The sequence below is a fragment of the Aeribacillus sp. FSL K6-2833 genome (assembly GCF_037965815.1).
In the GTDB taxonomy this organism is placed as follows: Bacteria; Bacillota; Bacilli; order Bacillales; family Aeribacillaceae; genus Aeribacillus; species Aeribacillus composti.
This window is the reverse complement of sequence record NZ_CP150189.1, coordinates 2,611,200-2,629,471: the sequence shown is the minus strand read 5'-3', so window position 1 is coordinate 2,629,471 and position 18,272 is coordinate 2,611,200. Positions and strand designations below refer to the sequence as shown.

General features: G+C 37.9%; 18 protein-coding genes and 1 pseudogene. 8 read left to right on the top strand and 11 right to left on the bottom strand.

What is annotated here, in order from left to right; genetic code table 11:
• Positions 1-205 precede the first annotated feature (205 nt).
• The 11 genes and pseudogenes from NSQ94_RS12770 to NSQ94_RS12720 all read right to left on the bottom strand — a co-directional run bounded on the left by NSQ94_RS12770 (position 206) and on the right by NSQ94_RS12720 (position 8,647).
• Positions 206-697, bottom strand: a complete 492-nt coding sequence (locus tag NSQ94_RS12770; RefSeq protein ID WP_144598573.1) for a hypothetical protein — start codon at positions 695-697, stop codon at positions 206-208.
• A 45-nt stretch (positions 698-742) separates the two neighbouring features.
• Positions 743-895: pseudogene (locus tag NSQ94_RS12765) on the bottom strand (transposase); the annotation flags it as partial.
• The gene (locus tag NSQ94_RS12760; protein WP_199757359.1) at positions 867-1,109 is read right to left on the bottom strand and encodes a hypothetical protein; all 243 of its coding nucleotides are present in this window, start codon (positions 1,107-1,109) and stop codon (positions 867-869) included. The pseudogene NSQ94_RS12765 and the gene NSQ94_RS12760, both read right to left, overlap by 29 nt.
• Positions 1,099-1,707, bottom strand: coding sequence for an ATP-binding cassette domain-containing protein (locus tag NSQ94_RS12755; RefSeq protein WP_144598572.1), 609 nt, complete (start codon positions 1,705-1,707; stop codon positions 1,099-1,101). Before NSQ94_RS12755 ends, NSQ94_RS12760 begins: the two co-directional genes overlap by 11 nt.
• A gap of 1 nt (position 1,708) precedes the next feature.
• On the bottom strand, positions 1,709-3,691 hold the full coding sequence (locus NSQ94_RS12750) for a hypothetical protein (protein WP_094245461.1): 1,983 nt from the start codon (positions 3,689-3,691) through the stop codon (positions 1,709-1,711).
• A gap of 635 nt (positions 3,692-4,326) precedes the next feature.
• The gene (locus tag NSQ94_RS12745) at positions 4,327-5,421 is read right to left on the bottom strand and encodes a globin-coupled sensor protein (RefSeq protein WP_339229271.1); all 1,095 of its coding nucleotides are present in this window, start codon (positions 5,419-5,421) and stop codon (positions 4,327-4,329) included.
• Entirely contained in the window at positions 5,397-5,624 is a 228-nt protein-coding gene (locus NSQ94_RS12740; RefSeq protein WP_339229269.1) for a hypothetical protein, read from the bottom strand. The genes NSQ94_RS12745 and NSQ94_RS12740 overlap by 25 nt, the downstream gene beginning before the upstream one ends.
• Before the next feature lie 383 nt (positions 5,625-6,007).
• Positions 6,008-7,516 carry an IS66 family transposase gene (locus NSQ94_RS12735; RefSeq protein ID WP_261308811.1) on the bottom strand — a complete coding sequence of 503 codons (1,509 nt, stop codon included), beginning with the start codon at positions 7,514-7,516 and terminating at the stop codon, positions 6,008-6,010.
• Between the two features lie 133 nt (positions 7,517-7,649).
• Positions 7,650-8,000: an IS66 family insertion sequence element accessory protein TnpB gene (gene tnpB / locus NSQ94_RS12730; RefSeq protein WP_339230705.1), complete on the bottom strand. Its 351-nt coding sequence runs from the start codon at positions 7,998-8,000 to the stop codon at positions 7,650-7,652.
• The gene (locus NSQ94_RS12725; RefSeq protein ID WP_066252076.1) at positions 8,000-8,326 is read right to left on the bottom strand and encodes a transposase; all 327 of its coding nucleotides are present in this window, start codon (positions 8,324-8,326) and stop codon (positions 8,000-8,002) included. The genes tnpB and NSQ94_RS12725 overlap by 1 nt, the downstream gene beginning before the upstream one ends.
• An 84-nt stretch (positions 8,327-8,410) precedes the next feature.
• Complete coding sequence (locus NSQ94_RS12720; RefSeq protein WP_063389449.1) at positions 8,411-8,647, bottom strand: hypothetical protein; 237 nt, start codon at positions 8,645-8,647, stop codon at positions 8,411-8,413.
• 657 nt (positions 8,648-9,304) lie between these two features.
• On the opposite strand from NSQ94_RS12720, the gene NSQ94_RS12715 reads away from it, so the two are divergent.
• The 8 genes from NSQ94_RS12715 to glnT all read left to right on the top strand — a co-directional run bounded on the left by NSQ94_RS12715 (position 9,305) and on the right by glnT (position 18,244).
• Complete coding sequence (locus NSQ94_RS12715; RefSeq protein ID WP_161939838.1) at positions 9,305-9,466, top strand: hypothetical protein; 162 nt, start codon at positions 9,305-9,307, stop codon at positions 9,464-9,466.
• Positions 9,467-9,735: 269 nt separating this feature from the next.
• Positions 9,736-10,371 (top strand): helix-turn-helix transcriptional regulator, encoded by a 636-nt coding sequence (locus tag NSQ94_RS12710; RefSeq protein WP_066252019.1) that lies wholly within the window; start codon positions 9,736-9,738, stop codon positions 10,369-10,371.
• A gap of 237 nt (positions 10,372-10,608) precedes the next feature.
• Positions 10,609-11,829 carry an IS110 family transposase gene (locus NSQ94_RS12705; protein ID WP_063388609.1) on the top strand — a complete coding sequence of 407 codons (1,221 nt, stop codon included), beginning with the start codon at positions 10,609-10,611 and terminating at the stop codon, positions 11,827-11,829.
• 1,176 nt (positions 11,830-13,005) lie between these two features.
• Positions 13,006-13,758, top strand: a complete 753-nt coding sequence (locus tag NSQ94_RS12700; RefSeq protein WP_063389445.1) for an IclR family transcriptional regulator — start codon at positions 13,006-13,008, stop codon at positions 13,756-13,758.
• A gap of 172 nt (positions 13,759-13,930) precedes the next feature.
• Positions 13,931-14,827, top strand: a complete 897-nt coding sequence (locus NSQ94_RS12695) for a class II glutamine amidotransferase (RefSeq protein ID WP_063389444.1) — start codon at positions 13,931-13,933, stop codon at positions 14,825-14,827.
• A complete protein-coding gene (locus NSQ94_RS12690) occupies positions 14,815-15,522 on the top strand; it encodes a hypothetical protein (RefSeq protein ID WP_063389443.1) in 708 nt (235 codons plus the stop codon). Before NSQ94_RS12695 ends, NSQ94_RS12690 begins: the two co-directional genes overlap by 13 nt.
• The gene (locus NSQ94_RS12685) at positions 15,504-16,862 is read left to right on the top strand and encodes an FMN-binding glutamate synthase family protein (RefSeq protein WP_063389442.1); all 1,359 of its coding nucleotides are present in this window, start codon (positions 15,504-15,506) and stop codon (positions 16,860-16,862) included. The genes NSQ94_RS12690 and NSQ94_RS12685 overlap by 19 nt, the downstream gene beginning before the upstream one ends.
• Positions 16,863-16,885: 23 nt before the next feature.
• Entirely contained in the window at positions 16,886-18,244 is a 1,359-nt protein-coding gene (gene glnT / locus NSQ94_RS12680) for a type III glutamate--ammonia ligase (protein WP_199757349.1), read from the top strand.
• The last annotated feature ends 28 nt before the right edge of the window (positions 18,245-18,272 follow it).

Below are 18,272 nucleotides of genomic sequence, written 5' to 3'. Positions count from 1 at the left end.
TAATAAAGAATGATGTAAAGCTTGTGATGGAACAGGAATATTAGGATTTCAATTAGAAACTTGCTGGTTCTGTTGCGGGACAGGATTAATTAGCAAAAGAAATGAAGTTAAAAAAACAAACCGAAAAATTCATTAATTATTAATATTAATATTTTCTTGAAAAGAGCAAGAGAGACTTGTTTAATTCAAGTCTCTCTTTTATTTGCTAATAATCATCCGAATAAGGACCTTTCATCAAAGGGATATGTTTTATGAATTTTTTCAATTCGATTCCAAAGTAATTTTCTATATCTCGTTTTAGATTTTGCTCTAATTGAATAAATTCCCTTACGATATAGTCTAAATCAAAAACATTGTACAAATCTTGCTCTGCCCAAATAGATTTCACTCTTGCTTTATTTGAAAATGGAATTAAAGACAGAATAGCACCATCTTCATAATCGTCATATTCAATCGTATAATAATGGAATTCTGGAATATATTCATCTGTGACTCTGTTTTTCCATTCGTATAATGCTTTATAGAATTCTAAAATAGCAAGTTCTGTTTCAAAGTATAACTCATTATTGATTTTTATTGTAAGTGTAGCTTCTACCGCTAATATGGTAGGAACATCACGTTTATCTTTATTTGAAATAATTCCATTATCAACTACAAAATTGTATTCAAAAGTTATTTTACTGGAAATGCTGTCCATATCTTACCATCATATCCTATCACTATTCTTATTTTTGTTTCACCTTTTTACAATGTCTTCCTTTACCACATCCGTGATATGACTAATCGTTGTTGGGGAGTAGGCATTTCCTAGAATTCGTTCAATAAACTTGCTAATTTCACGCGTACTCATGCCACTTTGATACATGTTAATGATCGCTTCCTCGAGCCAGCACTGATAAATTGGTATATGTCTGGAAAAGGGGGGCTTCATATACTATAAGAACCATATCTGATTCGTTTTTCGCATAATCACCTAATGGGTTTTGTTCGAATCCTTTCGCATATGTTTTCACCAATTGGCCATTGGCATAAGTGTGGATGCCAAAATATAAAGCAAATATGCCAACAATTCCAATCATTATTTTTAAAAAAACTTTTTTATAATTCAATGATAACATCTCCCATCTTTTTTAATTCCTCATCATGTGTAACCAATATAATGGTCTTTCCTAATTTATTAAGTTCTTTTACATGTTCCATCACTAGACTGGCGTTATATTTATCCAAGCTTCCTGTCGGTTCATCTGCCAATATAATACTGCATTTTTTCATAAACAGACGCGCAATGGCTACTCTTTGCTGTTCTCCACCGGACAAAGTATATATTTTTCTTTTTTCGTAACCATTCAATCCAACTTTTTCTAATACTGCTGAAACAGTGGTATTGTTTCTATATTTCTTGTCGATCATCAGAATGTTTTCTTCGACAGTCTTATTTTCTACTAATGCAAAGTTTTGAAAAAGAAATCCGAGCTTCTCTCTATATGCCTTAAGAATATCATCGTTTTTCGAAAGATCTAAGCCGTCGATAAATACTTTCCCTGCATCTACCTTTTCAATCCCTCCTATTATATTTAAAAGCGTCGTTTTCCCGCTGCCGCTCTTTCCGCTGAATACGACAAATTCACCTTGCTTGATAGAACAAGAGAAATCCTCGAATAGAACACGATCCCCGAATTTTTTCGTTATATTTTTGATTTCCAGCATTTTATATACCCCCTTTTAATACGCGGGATATGCTTATCTGTTCAAATTTATTTATAAACAGTGAAAGAATGACAATAGTATTTATCAGCACAATTGTACTTGCGAAAAAAATATAAAGGAAAGAGAAATGATAGAACATAATTTTTCCCGCTAAGGCAATTCCCACACCTAAAATGAAGGCACCAATTAACAATCTGAATACACCTTTATACCTTTGAAAAAAAGTTTTTCCGAATACTTTATGAAGTGCTATTTCAATGGCTCTAGAATTAAAATCCATTTTTAAAATGGTAGATAAAGAAATATTAAATAAGATTAACAACATAATGCTTAAAATGATATTGATTAATAAAACTAATATTTTTTCAGCACGTTTTTCTAAATATAAATCTTTTATGTTATTTTTATAGAAAATTTCATCTTCATAGCCAATTTTTTTAATAAAAGCTTCAAAATTATTGTCATTGTTAAATTTAACTAATGAATTAAAGACATAGAAACCCATTTCATTACTAGGTAATTTACTATGGGTATCAAAAATAATGATAGGATTTTTCTTATAATTATCAGCTAAATTTGCCATATTAATATCATGTATTAATAATGTGTAAGGATTTTTAATAGTTATTGTTTCAAAAATCCCGTCATCATTTTGTAACAAGTTGGTAATTTCATTAGGTGTTGATGGATCAAATATACCTTTTTCTTTTAATTCCGCATCTGTATATCTAGAAATGAGATAATATCTGTCCTCTTTCAGTTTATTTAAATCAATTCCTAAATCTTTAATTTCCTTTTTCGCATATTTATTCAAATACACTATAGACTCATTTACATTCACCATACTTGACGAAATACCGCCATTGTTTGAAAAATCAAATGATAAATGAATTCGGTATTTATCGAGATAATCATTATAAAATTTAACTGCATATTCTCTTTCTGTTTCAAAGTTCGTAGTTTCGGTATAGTTTTTTAATAAAAAGAGGACATTATCGTAATCATAATATTCTTCCCAATGATCCCTCTGGTTAATTGTTAATATAGCATCGTAAATCGTCTTCAGATTGAAGGTTAAAGTTAAGATTAAGGTTACAGTTATGATAAACAATATAAAAAAGGCTAATATTTTATATCCTAATGTGTAATAGCTTCTTACAAATGTTTTCTTAATATCCAAATTGCGAAGCATAAGATAGAGAATATTTGTAGAAAGTACGATAACAAACAACATGAGAACTGATATTAATAGAAACTTAGATGATTCAGTTATAAAAATCGCTAGTAACATACCAATAAAAGCACTGCTAATAATAGTTACTGAATTTGTAATCATCAAGGGAACAATTATACTTTTCTTATCAGACCCATTAAAATATTTAATTAAAACTTCCTTTTTTAGGCTATTCACCTCAAAAATGGTATATAAGAATATAATGAAAAACACGAAGGTCCAAGCCGAAATAATCATAAATATTGCATCATTTTGATAGCGGTTTTCTTCGGGTTTGCTCATTCCGTATTTATCAATTGTTTCAGAACGCAATTTTTCCACGCTTTTTTTAGTGCCAAAAACATAAAAGTATTCTTCTTTTTTTATCTCAGTAATATCGCTAAAGGGTTTAAATATAATTTCTCTCTTGCCGCTAATTAACGATTTAAATATAGAATGATCATTCTTTACTAATATTCTTTTTTTAAAATAATTTTTATGTTCCTCTGTAGAATAGATCGTATAGGTAGCAGAATTACTAGAATTAACGGTTGATGATACGACATATATTTTTAAATTTAGTTCTTTGCTCAGTCGGTCTAAATCTTGTATGTACTCTCGATTTAACTTCTCACTTTTCACATCTGTTGTATACTTAAAATCACTTTCAAATACTTTTCCATCTAAATAATAAATATATGCGTCCCCTATAATTGTGAAGGCTATAAAAAATAACAGGGAGAAAAACGCAAGCTTCTTTTTATTGACCATACATCATAAATCCTCCATTAAATAAAATGGTATATTTGTCAGCTTGTTCTAATTGGAGCTGCTCTAATATTCTTTCATATTGCTTAGTAGCTGCTATCATTTTGATTATAAGGGAATTAGTGTAAAAAATTCCATATTTAAACGTTGATTTTTATATATTTTTATGGAAATATTGAAAAAAATCTTAAAACCTTTTTATCAAGAGTTTGAGAGTTTTTAAACTGTGTTTTTCGCAACAGATCTACAAAAATTCGCACATCAACTATTAAATCCAACGTTGGCGAACGAAGCGCACCTTCATAACGTATTGGTGATTCGATATGGATTGATCCGCACGCTTTAAAGTACTTCATCTGTTAAAATGTGTGAATGACCGCATCCGAATAGTTGAATGCTTCCGACCTTTTAAATCGCTTCATTAACTGCATAAGCAGACTTATTTTGCAAATAAAAAAGAACCGAGACACGTACCAACAGAACATCTCCCGGTTCTTGTATAGTATGCATGTTTTTTCCCAGCTTCTCATGCTTCGATGCAACAGGTGAGAACTCTTTTACAAAGGGGGAGACACAGTATAATTACAGCATCTCTTAAGTAGTCGATTGGGCAATTTTCCAACTCTCTCTTCGAAATATTAGTTCATTTCTTTTGTAATCATCGTTAATTGATCTGCAGAGAGGGACACTTCTTCAAACGCTTTTCCTAATTCATTTACCACATTTACAAACGATATCAATTCCGTCTCGATTTTATTGTTTTGATCCATTGTTTTAGCCATTGTGTCCAAAATTTGCTCAAAGTGTTTCTCTGTTTCTTGCATGTTTTGATGGCCGTTATTCACTTCTGTTTTTATTTTTTCAAGCGACTTTGTAAGATCCTCTACTTGTTTTTGGGTATTTTGAATGAGAGAAGATACTTTTGAAACTGAATTCTTAGTTTGTTCGGCCAATTTACGGACTTCTTCAGCTACAACAGCAAAACCGCGGCCAGATTCACCTGCTCTTGCAGCTTCTATGGCAGCATTAAGCGATAATAAGTTGGTTTTGTCAGCAATTCCAGTAACAATGCCGACGATTTCTTGCATTTTATTTGATATTTCCAATAATAAATGGACATCATTTGATATATTATCAACGGCACTATAAATGTTCGACATGTTTAATGTCTGTTGATGCATATGTTCTTTTCCTTTTTCGGCACGTTCTTGTGCGGATAGAGATAGACTAGTTCCGTTTTTTGCAAGGGAAACGATTTCGTTTGATTGCGCGATTAATTGCTGGAAAGAAGCATTTGTCTGCTCCGAGATTGCAGCCAGATTTTGAGATGCTTTTGCAACATTTTTACGAACTGACCTTTTTTGTTCCTCTATTGCAATTGCTTCCTTTAATCTTATTGATTCAGTATCATACGCCTCTAATACCAATTGTTGTTCTAAGTTTATAATTTTAGAGACCGCTCTTATGGCAAGAAAGCAATCTTCCTTATTCATCATATTTTGTTGGATAATATCCATAAGTGCTAAAAATAGATCCTGAAATGCACACATATACCATTTCGTTTGAAGACCTATCCTTACATGCATATGTGCAATTTTAATTCTTTTGTCGGTGAAAGCTGCATCTATTCTTCCGTTAAACATTTCAACAATATGTTGTCTAAGCGTCTTTTTTAATTTTTCTATCGAACTGTTATCATTAATAATTTTTAAAAGCGATGGTTCTTTTTCCAAGTTCTTATAAAATCATCAGCAATTAAATCAATTTTTTCTATTACGAATGGCTGTATAGCATTAATAATCTGTAAATCTTTTTCTGTTAGGTCGATCATTAAGATTTGCCTTTCAATTTCACTGCCTTTCGTGATACTTATATTGCCTTTCCCGTGATCAAAATTAAAATACGAATTTTCTTGCTTTGTTCTTTTGAAAATCACCTATATTTCACCCCGTTACAACATGTAAGCATGTGCCAATACGAAAAAATCCCGAAAATACAACAATACATAACATTTTTGAAAATATTTTACATCATCCGTTCCAAAAATGTTGGGATGATTTTGGATAACCAACCCTATTATCTAACTAGCTGTATAAGGCAATTAAATATCATTTAGCTTCTTTATGCACCTGTTCACGCTGCGAGTACGGATGGCAGTGAAACGATATTGAGCGGCTAGAGCAGAAATAACAGTTTCCACGATTTTAACCATCGTGCCAAATGAATTTTTTTTCTGCTTAATTTGTTATATATTGTTCAGTTTCAACGTAAGCGTAAAGTAATCCCCACCTGTATTCAGATGGGGATTTCATGTATGCTTTATTTAGATTTTTTAGGAACACGGCATTCCTGCGGAAGCGTCGGTGACCATGGCAGGAATTCAGCTAATTTTGTTTTATCTGTCGTATCTATATTGGGAAGCTCTTGAAACAGATAGCTAAGGTAGTTGAATGGATCCAACTCGTTTTCCTTGGCTGTCTCCACAACACTATAGATGATCGCACTGGACCTTGCTCCTTTTGACGTATTACTGAAGAGCCAGTTTTTGCGACCGATCACAAAAGGTTTAATTGACCGTTCCCCGCGATTATTATCGATCTCCAAACGGCCGTCCTCTAAAAATGCCTCCAACCGCTCCCATTGGTTACGACAATACTTGATCGCTTTGCCAAGTGCGCTTTTTGGCAGTACGCGCGGCATTTGCTCTTTAAGCCATGACAAAAAAGCCTCAAGCACGGGTTTGCTGTGCTCCAGCCGTGCTTGATAGCGCTCCTCTGGACTTGCATCTTTAAGCTTGCGCTCAATTTCAAAAAGTTTATTGCAATAGGCCAGACCTTCCTTTGCTTTGACGGTGGAAGTGCTCGCCGATTCAGGCAGTGCCTGCAGGGCTTCTGTGAATTTGCGGCGGGCATGGGCCCAGCACCCGACCAATTTCACATCGGGGAGGACGTTATAACCCGCATACCCGTCCACATGCAAATATCCCCGGAAGCCGTCCAAAAAACGGCGTGGGTGCTTGCCTGCACGGGTTTGCTGGTAATCGTATAAGACGATTGGTGTATCCCCGCGACCGGTACGATAAAGCCATATGTAGGAAGTCGACATCGCTGGCCGGTCCGGTTCAGACAGGACCTGCAAGGTTGTCTCATCCGCATGCAGACGATCCTTCTGTAGGAGGTGCTCATGCATCTCATCGTAAATGAGGCTAAGCCAAGTTTGAGCCCCATAAATGGTCCAATTGGCCAGCGTTTGCCGAGGTATGGACACGCCAAAGCGTTCCAGTTGTTTCTCCTGGCGATACAGGGGCATACCTTCTACGTATTTTTGTGTCATGGTATAAGCCATTGACGACGGAGACGCTAGGCTTCCAGGGAAAACAGGTTCCGGCATCTTCGCTGTCACAATAGGTGTGTTCAGTTCATGACGCTCACAGTGACGGCAGCTATATACATGACGCACATGTTCGACTACTTTCACTTGGGCAGGAATAACTTTCAATTCCTTGCGTACTTCTGTGCTCATTTCATGCATAGCACCGCCACAGCACGAACAGACCTGTTCCTCATCAGACAAACGGTATTCGATCGTCTCTGTAGGCAGGTTTTCAAGCATGCGTTTGCGTTGGCCGTGTTGTTTCTTGCGTCTATATGTCATCGTCTCAACGGTGGGCTCTTCCATAGCTGGATCAGCCGTGGACTCGGCTTCGTTGAAAAGGGAGAGCTGGTCCGGATGGGTCTTCTCGCTGGAAGCTCCGAATAGGCGTTGCTGGCTGAGGCGGAATTGTTCCTCATACCATTTTAATTTCGCTTCCAACTCTTCCTTTTCCATTTGGAGCTTTTCGTTGAGCGCTTTGTAATATTCAATTGTGCCTTTTGAAGTCTGCGCTGATTTTTCCATATGTCCAGTATACGGAAAAGAATCCAACTTGCCTAGTATCGAATTCTTTTTTTATTTATTTGTTTTATAGAAGGATGCGTGCCTTCACTTCCTGATGCGCTTGCTTTTGTTCGATTGGCAAGCCGTCCAGCAGCCAGCGCAGCTGGCGTGAACTGATAGACATGGGCGCTGTATCATTCTCCGACGGCCAGTGGAACGTCCCTTTTTCCAGACGGCGATAATGAAGCCAGAAGCCGTTATGTTCCCATTGAAGAATCTTTAACTTGTCCCGTTTCCGGTTACAAAACACGAATAAGCACGGAGAAAAGGGATCGAGTTCAAAGCATTCCTGTACAATAGCGGCCAGTCCGTCAATCGATTTGCGAAGATCCGTACTGCCACGCGCCAGATAGACACGTTCAAACGGGGAATTCATCAACATTGGTGTTGCAGCACCCGAATCACATCGGTTAATAGATCCAGATTGGCACCGGGCCGTACTTCAACGGAGATCGCATCAACGTGTAAAAAGATCGGACCTTGACCTGAAGAGGGCAAGGCTTCTTCTACCTGAACAGCCAGCCACTGCGTCTGGACAGGCGTTTCAGTGCAACTGCCACCGCGGGAGAACTGCCTCACCCAATAGTACATTTGGTGGGTTTTGATTCCTTGATCCCGGCACCACTCCGCTATACTCTGTCCACTCTTTTTCCAGGCATCATATCGTGCTTTCCATTCTATTCTTTTTTCTTTTAGGGTCATTGCAAAACCTCCCGAATCATTCTAAGAAGATTATCACACGGATGACCTATGATCGGAATGTGGGTTTTATTTGACGCTTACGTTTCAACCGACATGCTGCACTTGTTCGGCATGGGGTTGACCCTCCTCTTCGATTTCCAACTCTCTTAAAATTTTGTCGCGATATTTTCGGTTTTGACGTGTTCCTGAAATAATTTCAGAAAGGCGGCTTAACGGGATTTTATGCTGCTCGCAAAACTCCTTATGGGTCATTTCCAGTTCTGCCAAGCGCCGCTTGATTTTCCACCCTAACGGAGTGATGCGTTGTTTGCGAACCGCCATTTAAATCACTCCTTTCTATGATCATTCTGTTTCCCTATGCCGAATTTTGGTAGAATGAAAGGGAGTCATAACTATATTGAGGATTAGAATTCGTTATGAGATGTTGATTCAAAAATCTATTGCTGATTAACTATGTCCTGGTGCTATCTCCGAAAGATTTTCATGTATAACGAGGACGGAGAAACGCAGCAGGAGCTTTTATCATCCTTAAAGCTTCATATCGACCAGATTGTTCAGGAGATTAAGCCTGCTCATCATGTTGTAAAACCAAACTGTGGACAAATAAAAGAACCAAGTTCCTCAATTCATGCCAGTACTAGCTCTATTTAGAGACTATCTATATTTCGGAGAATTTAATGCAGATGGTATTAAAAAACAGTGAAGCATTTCCATTTGTATATCTTCAACTGATTGATGTAGTTGGGAACAAGTTGTTTTCTCGATACCTCAAATTGGCAATTTTTAAAGGACATATGATTCAACAGTTTATGTATGAATTTGAATGTATTTATACAACAACTCAAAGAATTATTTTAGATAGCAAAACTCTGCTTGATGACTTCGAATGGGTATAGCAGCCTTTGATTGAGCTCGTCTATTTCTTTCATTGTTAAGATCAATAATCAGAAGGCTTTCCGGGCATAAAGAACATTTGATATGCTGCATTTTTCAGTCAGCACGCTGTACCTGTTTCATCCAAAGCATCTGCACCGGAACAACAGCTTGCTCATTCCAATCATTGGATTGCATGATATTGTTGCTGCAATGATTCAACTGCTAGTTCAGTTTCAAGGCTGCAAAAGCGGTTGTGATGATTAATATAGAGCGCGCTGATTATTCAAACGGATATATAGTCCATCGGTAACCTTCATGAAATGACCTATGACGGTTCTTTTGGACCAATGGACTAGGAAACTTACGCAGATTGTCGAACTTTTACATCTATTTACACTTTATTTTTGTTTGACAAGGTAATCGGTTACCACTTTTGATTACATTATATATTCCTATAAGACGAAAATCAACAAAATTTTCCTTTAGGACTAAAAATGTTTCTTTTAGGAAGATTATAGAGAGGTTGACAGAAAATGAGCGATTTCAAAAAGGAATTGGGCAGTCGGGTAAGACGAATTCGTAAAGAAAAAGGTTTGACACTTGAGGAAATGGCAAAAGCTACTGGTATTACGAATAGCGCACTAAGCAAAATTGAAAGAGGAGCAGTTTCAGTTTCTGCTGAGAATCTATCATTAATAAGCAGAGTTTTAGGAGTGAGTAATGATTACTTGCTATACGGCGAGGCTTATTTGACTAGTGTTCCGATTTCTGAAACTAATGATAAATTTACGTCAGATTCTTGTTTACAAGAAATGACTGACCGTGCTTCAGTTGAAGACGATAAAATTAAAAAATCTCCATTGTTTAAAAGATTTCAGGATTTGACCATAAAATGTTTGATAGGCGAAAACAGTTCGGTCAGCTTAGATCCTGAAGCACTAATGAATCTATTTAAAGCTTCAGCTGCTCTTTTTGCCGATCCATCTATAAAAGTTAGTGAAAACGAAATGATCGATCAACAAAATGACAAAAACGAACTTTCACCAGAAGAGCAGGAACTAATCGAAATCCTCCGTCAATTGGATGACGGCGACAAATTTGAAATTATGACTATTGCCAGAATGAAAAGAGACATAACTAAAAGGTATGGCAAACGAAAAACATACTAACATTAGTAGTACAGACCTAGGCCAAGGTTTGTGCTACTATTTTTTTATAGTAGAAGTGAAGGAAGGTCGAACATCCCCTGGGACCAAATAGAGTCCGTATTAAAAACAGACCAACTTCACATCCTTATTTGAATCAGTTTAGTATGTTGGGTCCGAAGAGACCGTGTATAAGAAAATGGAATCAATAAGGCAATGTGAAGAACTTCTATGTTTGGCTAAAAAGGAGAGGCAGAAAATATGAAACACGTAGTGGCATTTGATGTCAGTATGGGGAAAAGTACAATGGTCATTTATGACCGTTATCGTCAATGCGAATATGAGGGTGAAATAACCCATAACCGCTACTCTTTCGAGAAATTAAACGAAACCCTTATATCTTTAACACAAAAAGATGCACAGGCACCTGATATTGTCTTTGAAGCAACAGGCGTATATTCAAAACCACTAGAACGATTCTTAGGTGATCAAGGTTATATGTATTATCGAGTTAACCCACTCGAAGCGAATATTCAAATGGCTTCAATGAGGAGACAAAAAACAGATAAAAGCGACGCTCATGAACTTGCGAAAACTCACTTTAGAGTTGAACGTGAACAAACTTATCAAGAAGGGGAATATTATAAACAAATGCGTGCAATGACGAGATATTATGATGAATTAAGTAGTGAAATGACGCATTTATATAGTCGTTTACATGCGATTCTACAATTGAGTTTTCCCGAGTTAGAAAAGCTATTCAGTAAACGTTCTGCTTTATTTTTGAATGTCGTTCAATTATACCCTCATCCGGATCATGTGTTAGTTTGTTCAAAAACAGTGATTCGTAATCGTTTAAAAGCCAACACAAGAAAAAACTTATCATTGGCACGTGCTGAAGAAAAAGGGATCGCTTTAATCGAAGCAGCAAAAGAAGCGTATCCAGCAATTTCAAAAGATGATATTCGCTGTGAACAAGTGCGGGATTATGCCAAACGGATTGCAGACTTGAAGGAGAAAAGAGATCAACTTGTCCAAAAGATGGTTAAATTATCGAAAGATAAACAAGAGTATCAGATTTTAATTTCATTTCCAGGAATCGGAGAAACGACTGCAGTTCGTTTAATTGGAGAATTAGGAGATATTCGACGATTCAAAAACCATAAACAACTGAATGCTTACGTCGGTATTGATATTATGAGATATCAATCTGGGAATACCTTTTATAAAGACAAGATTAATAAAAGAGGAAATAACAAACTTAGAAAGATTCTATTTTACATGATCCAGACCATGATCCAACTACGGAAAAACACACAAAATCATATTGTAGATTATTATGATAAATTAAAAACGCAACCCCAGAGGAAACCTCATAAAGTTGCGTCCATAGCATGCGTGAATAAGTTCTTGAAATCGGCTTATCACCTTATCACACATAATCTGAAATACGATTACGAAAAGGCAACAATGCATCAGTAATCGTAAGTAAGATTATATCACAAAGACCTGACGAAAAAAATGGAAATCGTGAGGTCTATTTGTCATGCGAAAATTTATTTTGGAAGGAAGGGGTCCCCCTTCCTTCCAAAATAAAATCTATATTAACCAAATTATTTAATAAAAAATACTTGACTAGAGGTAAGAAAAGGGGATGTCATCTACATCGATTTCCGAAGGGGCTGCCGCATCTGAAAAACGTTATGATAAGTTTGCTTAATTTTATATTCCAAAATGGTAAGTATGTTACCATTTTTAAAAATTGAGCAGGTCTCGTATTTTCCCCTAACAGGTAGACAGTTAAATGTAATGATTTTATGCTCCTAACCGTCTACATGGGAGGGGATTTTTTTAAAGCAAAGAAAGGATAAACGTTTCAATTTTTATCAAAGCATTTATTTTATAATGAAGGTTTGGATTTATTTAGGCATTTTGTAACTGAAAGACAATATTATACAAAACCGACAATTTAAATATGTAAGTGAATTTCGAAACGGATTGACCTTATCCTAAGCGGAATTTGTTGTCAATACGAACTTTTCACGAAAGTGTAATCGAGTACACTAAAACCATTCAACTAAAGAAGAACTATTAAGGGCATCCTGGCTGGTGTACTATTCGTTTTGGCTGGTATTTTCATTACGACACGAGAGAGACATGGGGCTGTCCAGAAAATCAAATCCCATTAAAAACAAAAATCATAAACATCGATATATCAACGTTTCTAAAACATTAAAGGGGGCGTCAATAAGCCGTAAAAACGACTTATTAGACACCCCCATTTTATGAGACCTTCAGGATACAAGGCCAACCAGCTGCAATTTGCGCTTTTTCAACAAGTGCATCCAAATGACGGATTATTTTGTCGTATATTGCTTGGATAATAAATTCGCAAATTGTTACATGATCCGATATACATCCCCAGTTCGCCTCTAGAGAACCACAGAAAATGGAGAAGAGAAAAATTAACTCAACTTGCTCGTTTATTAAATTCCTCCCTCAACCTCTTCCGGTAAAAAATCTCATTATATGGGAAAAAATATAAAAAGTATGTTGGCCGATCTGACAAAACAACGTTGTATCATTTTTTATTTCGTTAATATAAAAGCAAACATTCCATTCTCATTATGTAAATTTTTTTACATAGGAGGGGTTTAGATGTCAGAGGTGATTCGGAAAACGATTTTATTATTGCAAACTATTCAGCCGAACGAAAATAAAGAAGAGTGGAGTACTACGGAAATCAGTAAAAAGCTCGGTATTCCCGTTCAAACGGTGCACCGATTGCTGACTTGTTTAGAAGAGTATGGATTTGTGTATAAAAACAAACAAACGAGAAAATTCCGTCTAGGCCTTACATTGCTTCAATTAGGTCTTTCCATACGAGACAATCTATCGGTTCGTAATGCTGCAGTACCAATTATGGAAAAGCTGGCCCAAAAAACAAAGGAAAGTGTGTACTTGACCGTACCGGAAGGATGTGAAGGCGTGTTTATTGATTGTGTTGATTCGCCGCATTGGCTTAGAATTGTCGAACCGATTGGAATGCGTCTTCCTTTATGCGTAGGTGCTTCGAAAAAAGTGATTTTAGCATACTTGGAAGAGAAAACAAGAAGCCAAGTGATTAAAGATCTTGTAAAAAATGGAAGGATAAAAGACGTGGATCATCTTCACCGACATTTAATGTTAATTCGAAAGCATGGATATTGTATTTCTTTCGGGGAAACAACAGAAGGAACCGCCAGTGTGGCAGCTCCTATTTTCTCTTGGGAAAATAAAGTGATCGCCTCTTTAAGTGTTGCCGGGCCGGAAACGCGTTTTACGAAAGATGAGTTAGCCGGTTTAATATCTACCACAATCAGAGCCGCAAATGAAATTTCCGAAGAACTAGGCTGGGTACCAAACAGATGACCAAAGGATGAAAAAGTCCATCCTATGGGAGAAAAGGTAACATGGTTTTTGTAATTTTCCCAATATTCGATAAAATGAGCTTTTTTTTGGGAAAAAATTATGGAATATTGTATATAACCACAACCTCTCACAAAAAGTTCCAAAAATTTTTCAACGACTGGAGGGAAAAAAGATGTGCGGGATCAGTGGTGTCATCTTTAAAAATCCAAATCACAAAAGGAAAACAGGCGAAGTCATATTGGCAATGCTGGACAGTTTGTTTCGAAGAGGTCCTGATTCAACAGGAGTTGCCATTCTCCATCCAAAGGAAGAGAACGTCTTATATGTTGATGTGAATTATGAAACAAGGGGCAACGGGGAGAAAATCATTTCCTTCTTAAAAGATAAAGCAGATGTGCTGTATTCATCTGATCATGGCAATTACGTCAGAACAAAAATTTTCCATTCAGGAGATATCCAACATATTGTTCAAGGAATCAGTCAGCTGGACGAAGACATTTCAGTCGCAAACATCGGAGAATCGATTGAAGTGTTGAAATCTTTAGGGGGAGCTCATCTTTTAGATGCGCAATTTAAGCTTTCCGTATATGACGGGCAAGTTGCTGTAGGCCATACAAGAATGGCGACAGAAAGCAAAGTCGATATTTCCCATTCGCAGCCGCTCTGCTGCAATTCTTTCAAAGATTTAACGATTATTCACAATGGCCATGTGACAAACTACATTAAATTGAGAGCATACTACGAAAAGAAAGGCTATCAATTTATAACCGGAAACGATTCGGAAGTGATTGCCGTTTATTTAGTAGATGAAATGAAGAAAGGAGCCAGCTTAAAAGAAGCAATGACAGCATCTGTTCATGATTTAGACGGCTCTTTTAGCTATATTGCTGTTACGCCGACAGCAGTCGGTTTAGCAAAAGAACCTTTTAGTATGAAGCCGATTGTGCTTGCGGAAACTGATGATTTCATCGCTTTTGCTTCTGAAAGCTTAGCAATTACAAATGGCTTTGGGGAAAGCTTGCCAGTAAGAGAACCAGGGGCAGAGGAGGTATTGGTATGGAATCTGTGAAAGAAAGTATAGTAATTGATTGCAAGAGTGAAACGGTGACTTCAATCAACCAAATGATTCGGGATTTTGCGAAAAATAATATAAAGGAGGTCATCATCGAAAACCCTCTCGCACGCCATAACCTTGGAGTATGCATAACAGATCCGATTCATCTCATTTATAACGGAGATGTCGGCTACTATGCAGTGAGTTTATGTGATAAGGTGACAGCGACCATAAACGGGAATTGCGGCTGGGCAGTTGGTGAAAATTTAATGAGCGGAGAAATTGTCGTAAATGGAAATGCAGCGTCTTCCTGTGCAGCTTCGCTGAGAGGCGGTATCGTAGTTGTCAAAGGAGAGGCAGGCGCCAGGGCGGGAATCAGCATGAAGGGAGGGACTTTAATTATTGGCGGTAATACCGGATATATGACCGGTTTTATGATGCAAAAAGGAAAAATGATTATTTGTGGAGATGCTGGGAAAGCGCTGGGAGATTCCATGTATGATGGAGTGATCTATGTTGGCGGGAAAATTGCGGAGCTGGGGAATGGAACAAAGGTAGAGGAAGTGTCGGAAGAGGAAAAAGATGAGATAAAGAGTTTGCTTGATTTCTATCAAATAGAACCGCCGCCCTCTTTTCAAAAAATTGTTCCTAACGGCTTGCTTCATCATTTTAATAAAAAGGAGTTTCGCGTATGGAAAGAAATCTTATAAGAAAAAGCAAGGTGTGGAGTCCGGAAAAAATTGAAGAAATTCAAGAAAAAGCTCAGATTGGACGATATCGCATCCGCGGCCAAGCTACAAAAAGAATGGACTTACCTTCCTTTGACGATCTCGTCTTTACTCCGGCAGGACTGTCAAGGGTACCGCTGGAAGGGTATCGGGAGCGATGCGATACAAAAGTTGTTATAGGAGAAGGAAAGGTGAAACGTCCCCTCGTACTCGAAACACCGATCATGATTGCAGGGATGAGTTTTGGGGCGATTAATGCTCATTCTAAAAAAGCGCTTGGCATTGCAGCGACTAGATGCGGCATCAGTACATGTACGGGCGATGGGGGCATGCATCCGATAGAACGTGAATATTCGGAGAAATTGGTCTACCAATTGCTTCCGAGCCGCTACGGTTTAAATCCTTATGATTTGAAAAAAGCCGATGCGGTAGAAATTGTCGTGAGCCAAGGCGCCAAACCAGGTACGGGCGGAACGCTTCTTGGACATAAAGTTTCTGAAGAAGTGGCAAAAATGCGGGATCTTCCTGCAGGAGTCGATCAACGAAGCCCGTGCCGGCACCCCGATTGGATGGGGCCAGATGATTTAGGGGTAAAAGTAGAGCAAATTCGGGAAGCGACTGATTATGAAGTGCCGATCTTTATTAAAATTGGGGCCGGACGCGTTTATGATGATGTAAAGCTGGCGGCAAAGGTTGGGGTGGAAGCAGTCGTCATTGATGGAATGGAAGGAGGAACCGCTGCCTCACCGGAAATCCAATTGGATCATACAGGGATTCCGACCATTTCCGCTGTAGTTGAAGCAGCTCAAGCACTTTACGATATCGGTATGAAGCACGAAGTAAAGCTAATTATCGGCGGCGGAATCAGCAATGGCGCTGATGCAGCGAAAGCCATCGCACTAGGTGCGGATGTCGTTTATATGGGTTCAGCAATGTTAATTGCCCTTAATTGCCAGCGGCCAATTTATATAGAAGACTACCATGCCTTAGGGACAGAACCTGGTGCATGCCATCATTGCCATACGGGTAAATGCCCGGTCGGTATTGCGACACAAGATCCTGAGTTAATGGCGAGATTAGATCCTACAGCTGCCGCTGAAAGAGTGGAGAATTATATCAATTCGATCACGATGGAAATGCAAATTTTTGCAAGATCGTGCGGAAAAAGCAGAGTCAGTGATTTAGATCCTACCGATTTGCGCTCGTTAACATTAGTCACCTCCTATATTACAGGAGTTCCTCTAGTAGGATTAGGGGGCAAAAAACCGTATTTTGCAAGCCTTGACCATGGGAGTTCATTTAAAGATCTTTTAAAAGTGTAAAAAATAAGGGATGGTGATGATCATTGATCGGTATAGTGGAAAGCAATAACAAGGTGTTGGAGGAGACGTTAAAATATATCGAAGGTAAAAAGATCAAATTGGCGTTAGCCTCCTTTTCGGATTTGAACGGTTCTTTACGTGCGAAATTAATTCCTTCCTCCCGTTTACAGTCAGTCTGCCAATCAGGGGCTGGATTCGCCGGTTTTGCTGTAGGCGATCTCGGCCACGGACCGCATGATCCCGATATATTGTGCATCCCTGATTTGCGTTCTATGACTATATTACCGTGGAATAAAGAGATTGCTTGGTTTGCCGGAACTTTAACGGAAGATGGAACTCCTTGGCCGTTTTGTACGAGAACGATTTTGTTAAATGTGCTGACGCAAGCAAAAAGCATGGGATATACGATGAAAACGGGAGTGGAACCGGAATTTTTCCTTGTGAAACAGGGAGAAGACGGGAAAATTGCCCCGTTTGATGAACAGGATAAAGAATTGAAACCATGTTACCAACAGCAGGCGCTTATGAGAAATATCGAATTTTTAGGCACTTTGATTGAGTATATGAATGAATTGAAATGGAATGTCACACAAGCAGATCATGAAGATGCCAATGGACAATTTGAAATCAATTTTGATTTTTCAGATGCGGTGACGTCTGCTGATCGGCATACATTTTTTAAATATATGATTAGAACCATGGCAGAGGAACGAGGACTAATCGCCACGTTTATGCCGAAGCCATTTTCCAATCTGACCGGGAATGGCTGCCATATGCACTTAAGCTTATGGGATGAGCGGGAAGAACGAAATGTATTTGAAGATGCTCATGATCCAAAAGGCTTTGGATTGTCTGCAGTCGCGTATCATTTTATTGCAGGTATTCTCAATCATGCAAAAGCCTTGGCTGCTATTGTCTGTCCAACTGTCAACTCTTACAAGCGGCTAGGAGCGTTAAATTCCTCATCTGGATCTACATGGGCTCCTAATTTTATTTCTTATGGAGGGAATAACCGCACACAGCTTATTCGCATTCCTGATGCTGGAAGGATTGAGTTTCGGGCCATGGACGGTTCCTGTAATCCGTACCTGGCGACTGCTGCGATTTTAGCAGCGGGATTGGACGGCATCGAAAAGCGGATGGATCCAGGAGATCCATTTAACGGAAATTTATACATGTTCCATTCGATAGAAAATGAATTTGACAAATTGCCTTCTACATTGAATGAAGCGATTGAAGCATTAGAAAGCGATGAAGTGTTAGTCAAGGCACTAGGGGAAACATTTATGGAGACCTTTATTAAACGAAAAAAGGCTGAATGGAAAGAATATCATGACTATGTCAGCGAATGGGAAGTTGAAAAATATTTAAAAGGCTACTAAAAACAAATCGTATTGATTTATATGGAGG

Excerpts from the sequence above, each read along its gene's own strand:
- NSQ94_RS12770 (WP_144598573.1), bottom strand. The coding sequence starts at position 697 with ATGGACAGCATTTCCAGTAAAATAACTTTTGAATACAATTTTGTAGTT.
- NSQ94_RS12755 (WP_144598572.1), bottom strand. The coding sequence starts at position 1,707 with ATGCTGGAAATCAAAAATATAACGAAAAAATTCGGGGATCGTGTTCTA.
- NSQ94_RS12750 (WP_094245461.1), bottom strand. The coding sequence starts at position 3,691 with ATGGTCAATAAAAAGAAGCTTGCGTTTTTCTCCCTGTTATTTTTTATA.
- NSQ94_RS12735 (WP_261308811.1), bottom strand. The coding sequence starts at position 7,516 with ATGGAAAAGGAAGAGTTGGAAGCGAAATTAAAATGGTATGAGGAACAA.
- tnpB (WP_339230705.1), bottom strand. The coding sequence starts at position 8,000 with ATGAATTCCCCGTTTGAACGTGTCTATCTGGCGCGTGGCAGTACGGAT.
- NSQ94_RS12725 (WP_066252076.1), bottom strand. The coding sequence starts at position 8,326 with ATGACCCTAAAAGAAAAAAGAATAGAATGGAAAGCACGATATGATGCC.
- NSQ94_RS12720 (WP_063389449.1), bottom strand. The coding sequence starts at position 8,647 with ATGGCGGTTCGCAAACAACGCATCACTCCGTTAGGGTGGAAAATCAAG.
- NSQ94_RS12715 (WP_161939838.1), top strand. The coding sequence starts at position 9,305 with ATGCTGCATTTTTCAGTCAGCACGCTGTACCTGTTTCATCCAAAGCAT.
- NSQ94_RS12710 (WP_066252019.1), top strand. The coding sequence starts at position 9,736 with ATGAGCGATTTCAAAAAGGAATTGGGCAGTCGGGTAAGACGAATTCGT.
- NSQ94_RS12705 (WP_063388609.1), top strand. The coding sequence starts at position 10,609 with ATGAAACACGTAGTGGCATTTGATGTCAGTATGGGGAAAAGTACAATG.
- NSQ94_RS12700 (WP_063389445.1), top strand. The coding sequence starts at position 13,006 with ATGTCAGAGGTGATTCGGAAAACGATTTTATTATTGCAAACTATTCAG.
- NSQ94_RS12695 (WP_063389444.1), top strand. The coding sequence starts at position 13,931 with ATGTGCGGGATCAGTGGTGTCATCTTTAAAAATCCAAATCACAAAAGG.
- NSQ94_RS12690 (WP_063389443.1), top strand. The coding sequence starts at position 14,815 with ATGGAATCTGTGAAAGAAAGTATAGTAATTGATTGCAAGAGTGAAACG.
- NSQ94_RS12685 (WP_063389442.1), top strand. The coding sequence starts at position 15,504 with ATGGAAAGAAATCTTATAAGAAAAAGCAAGGTGTGGAGTCCGGAAAAA.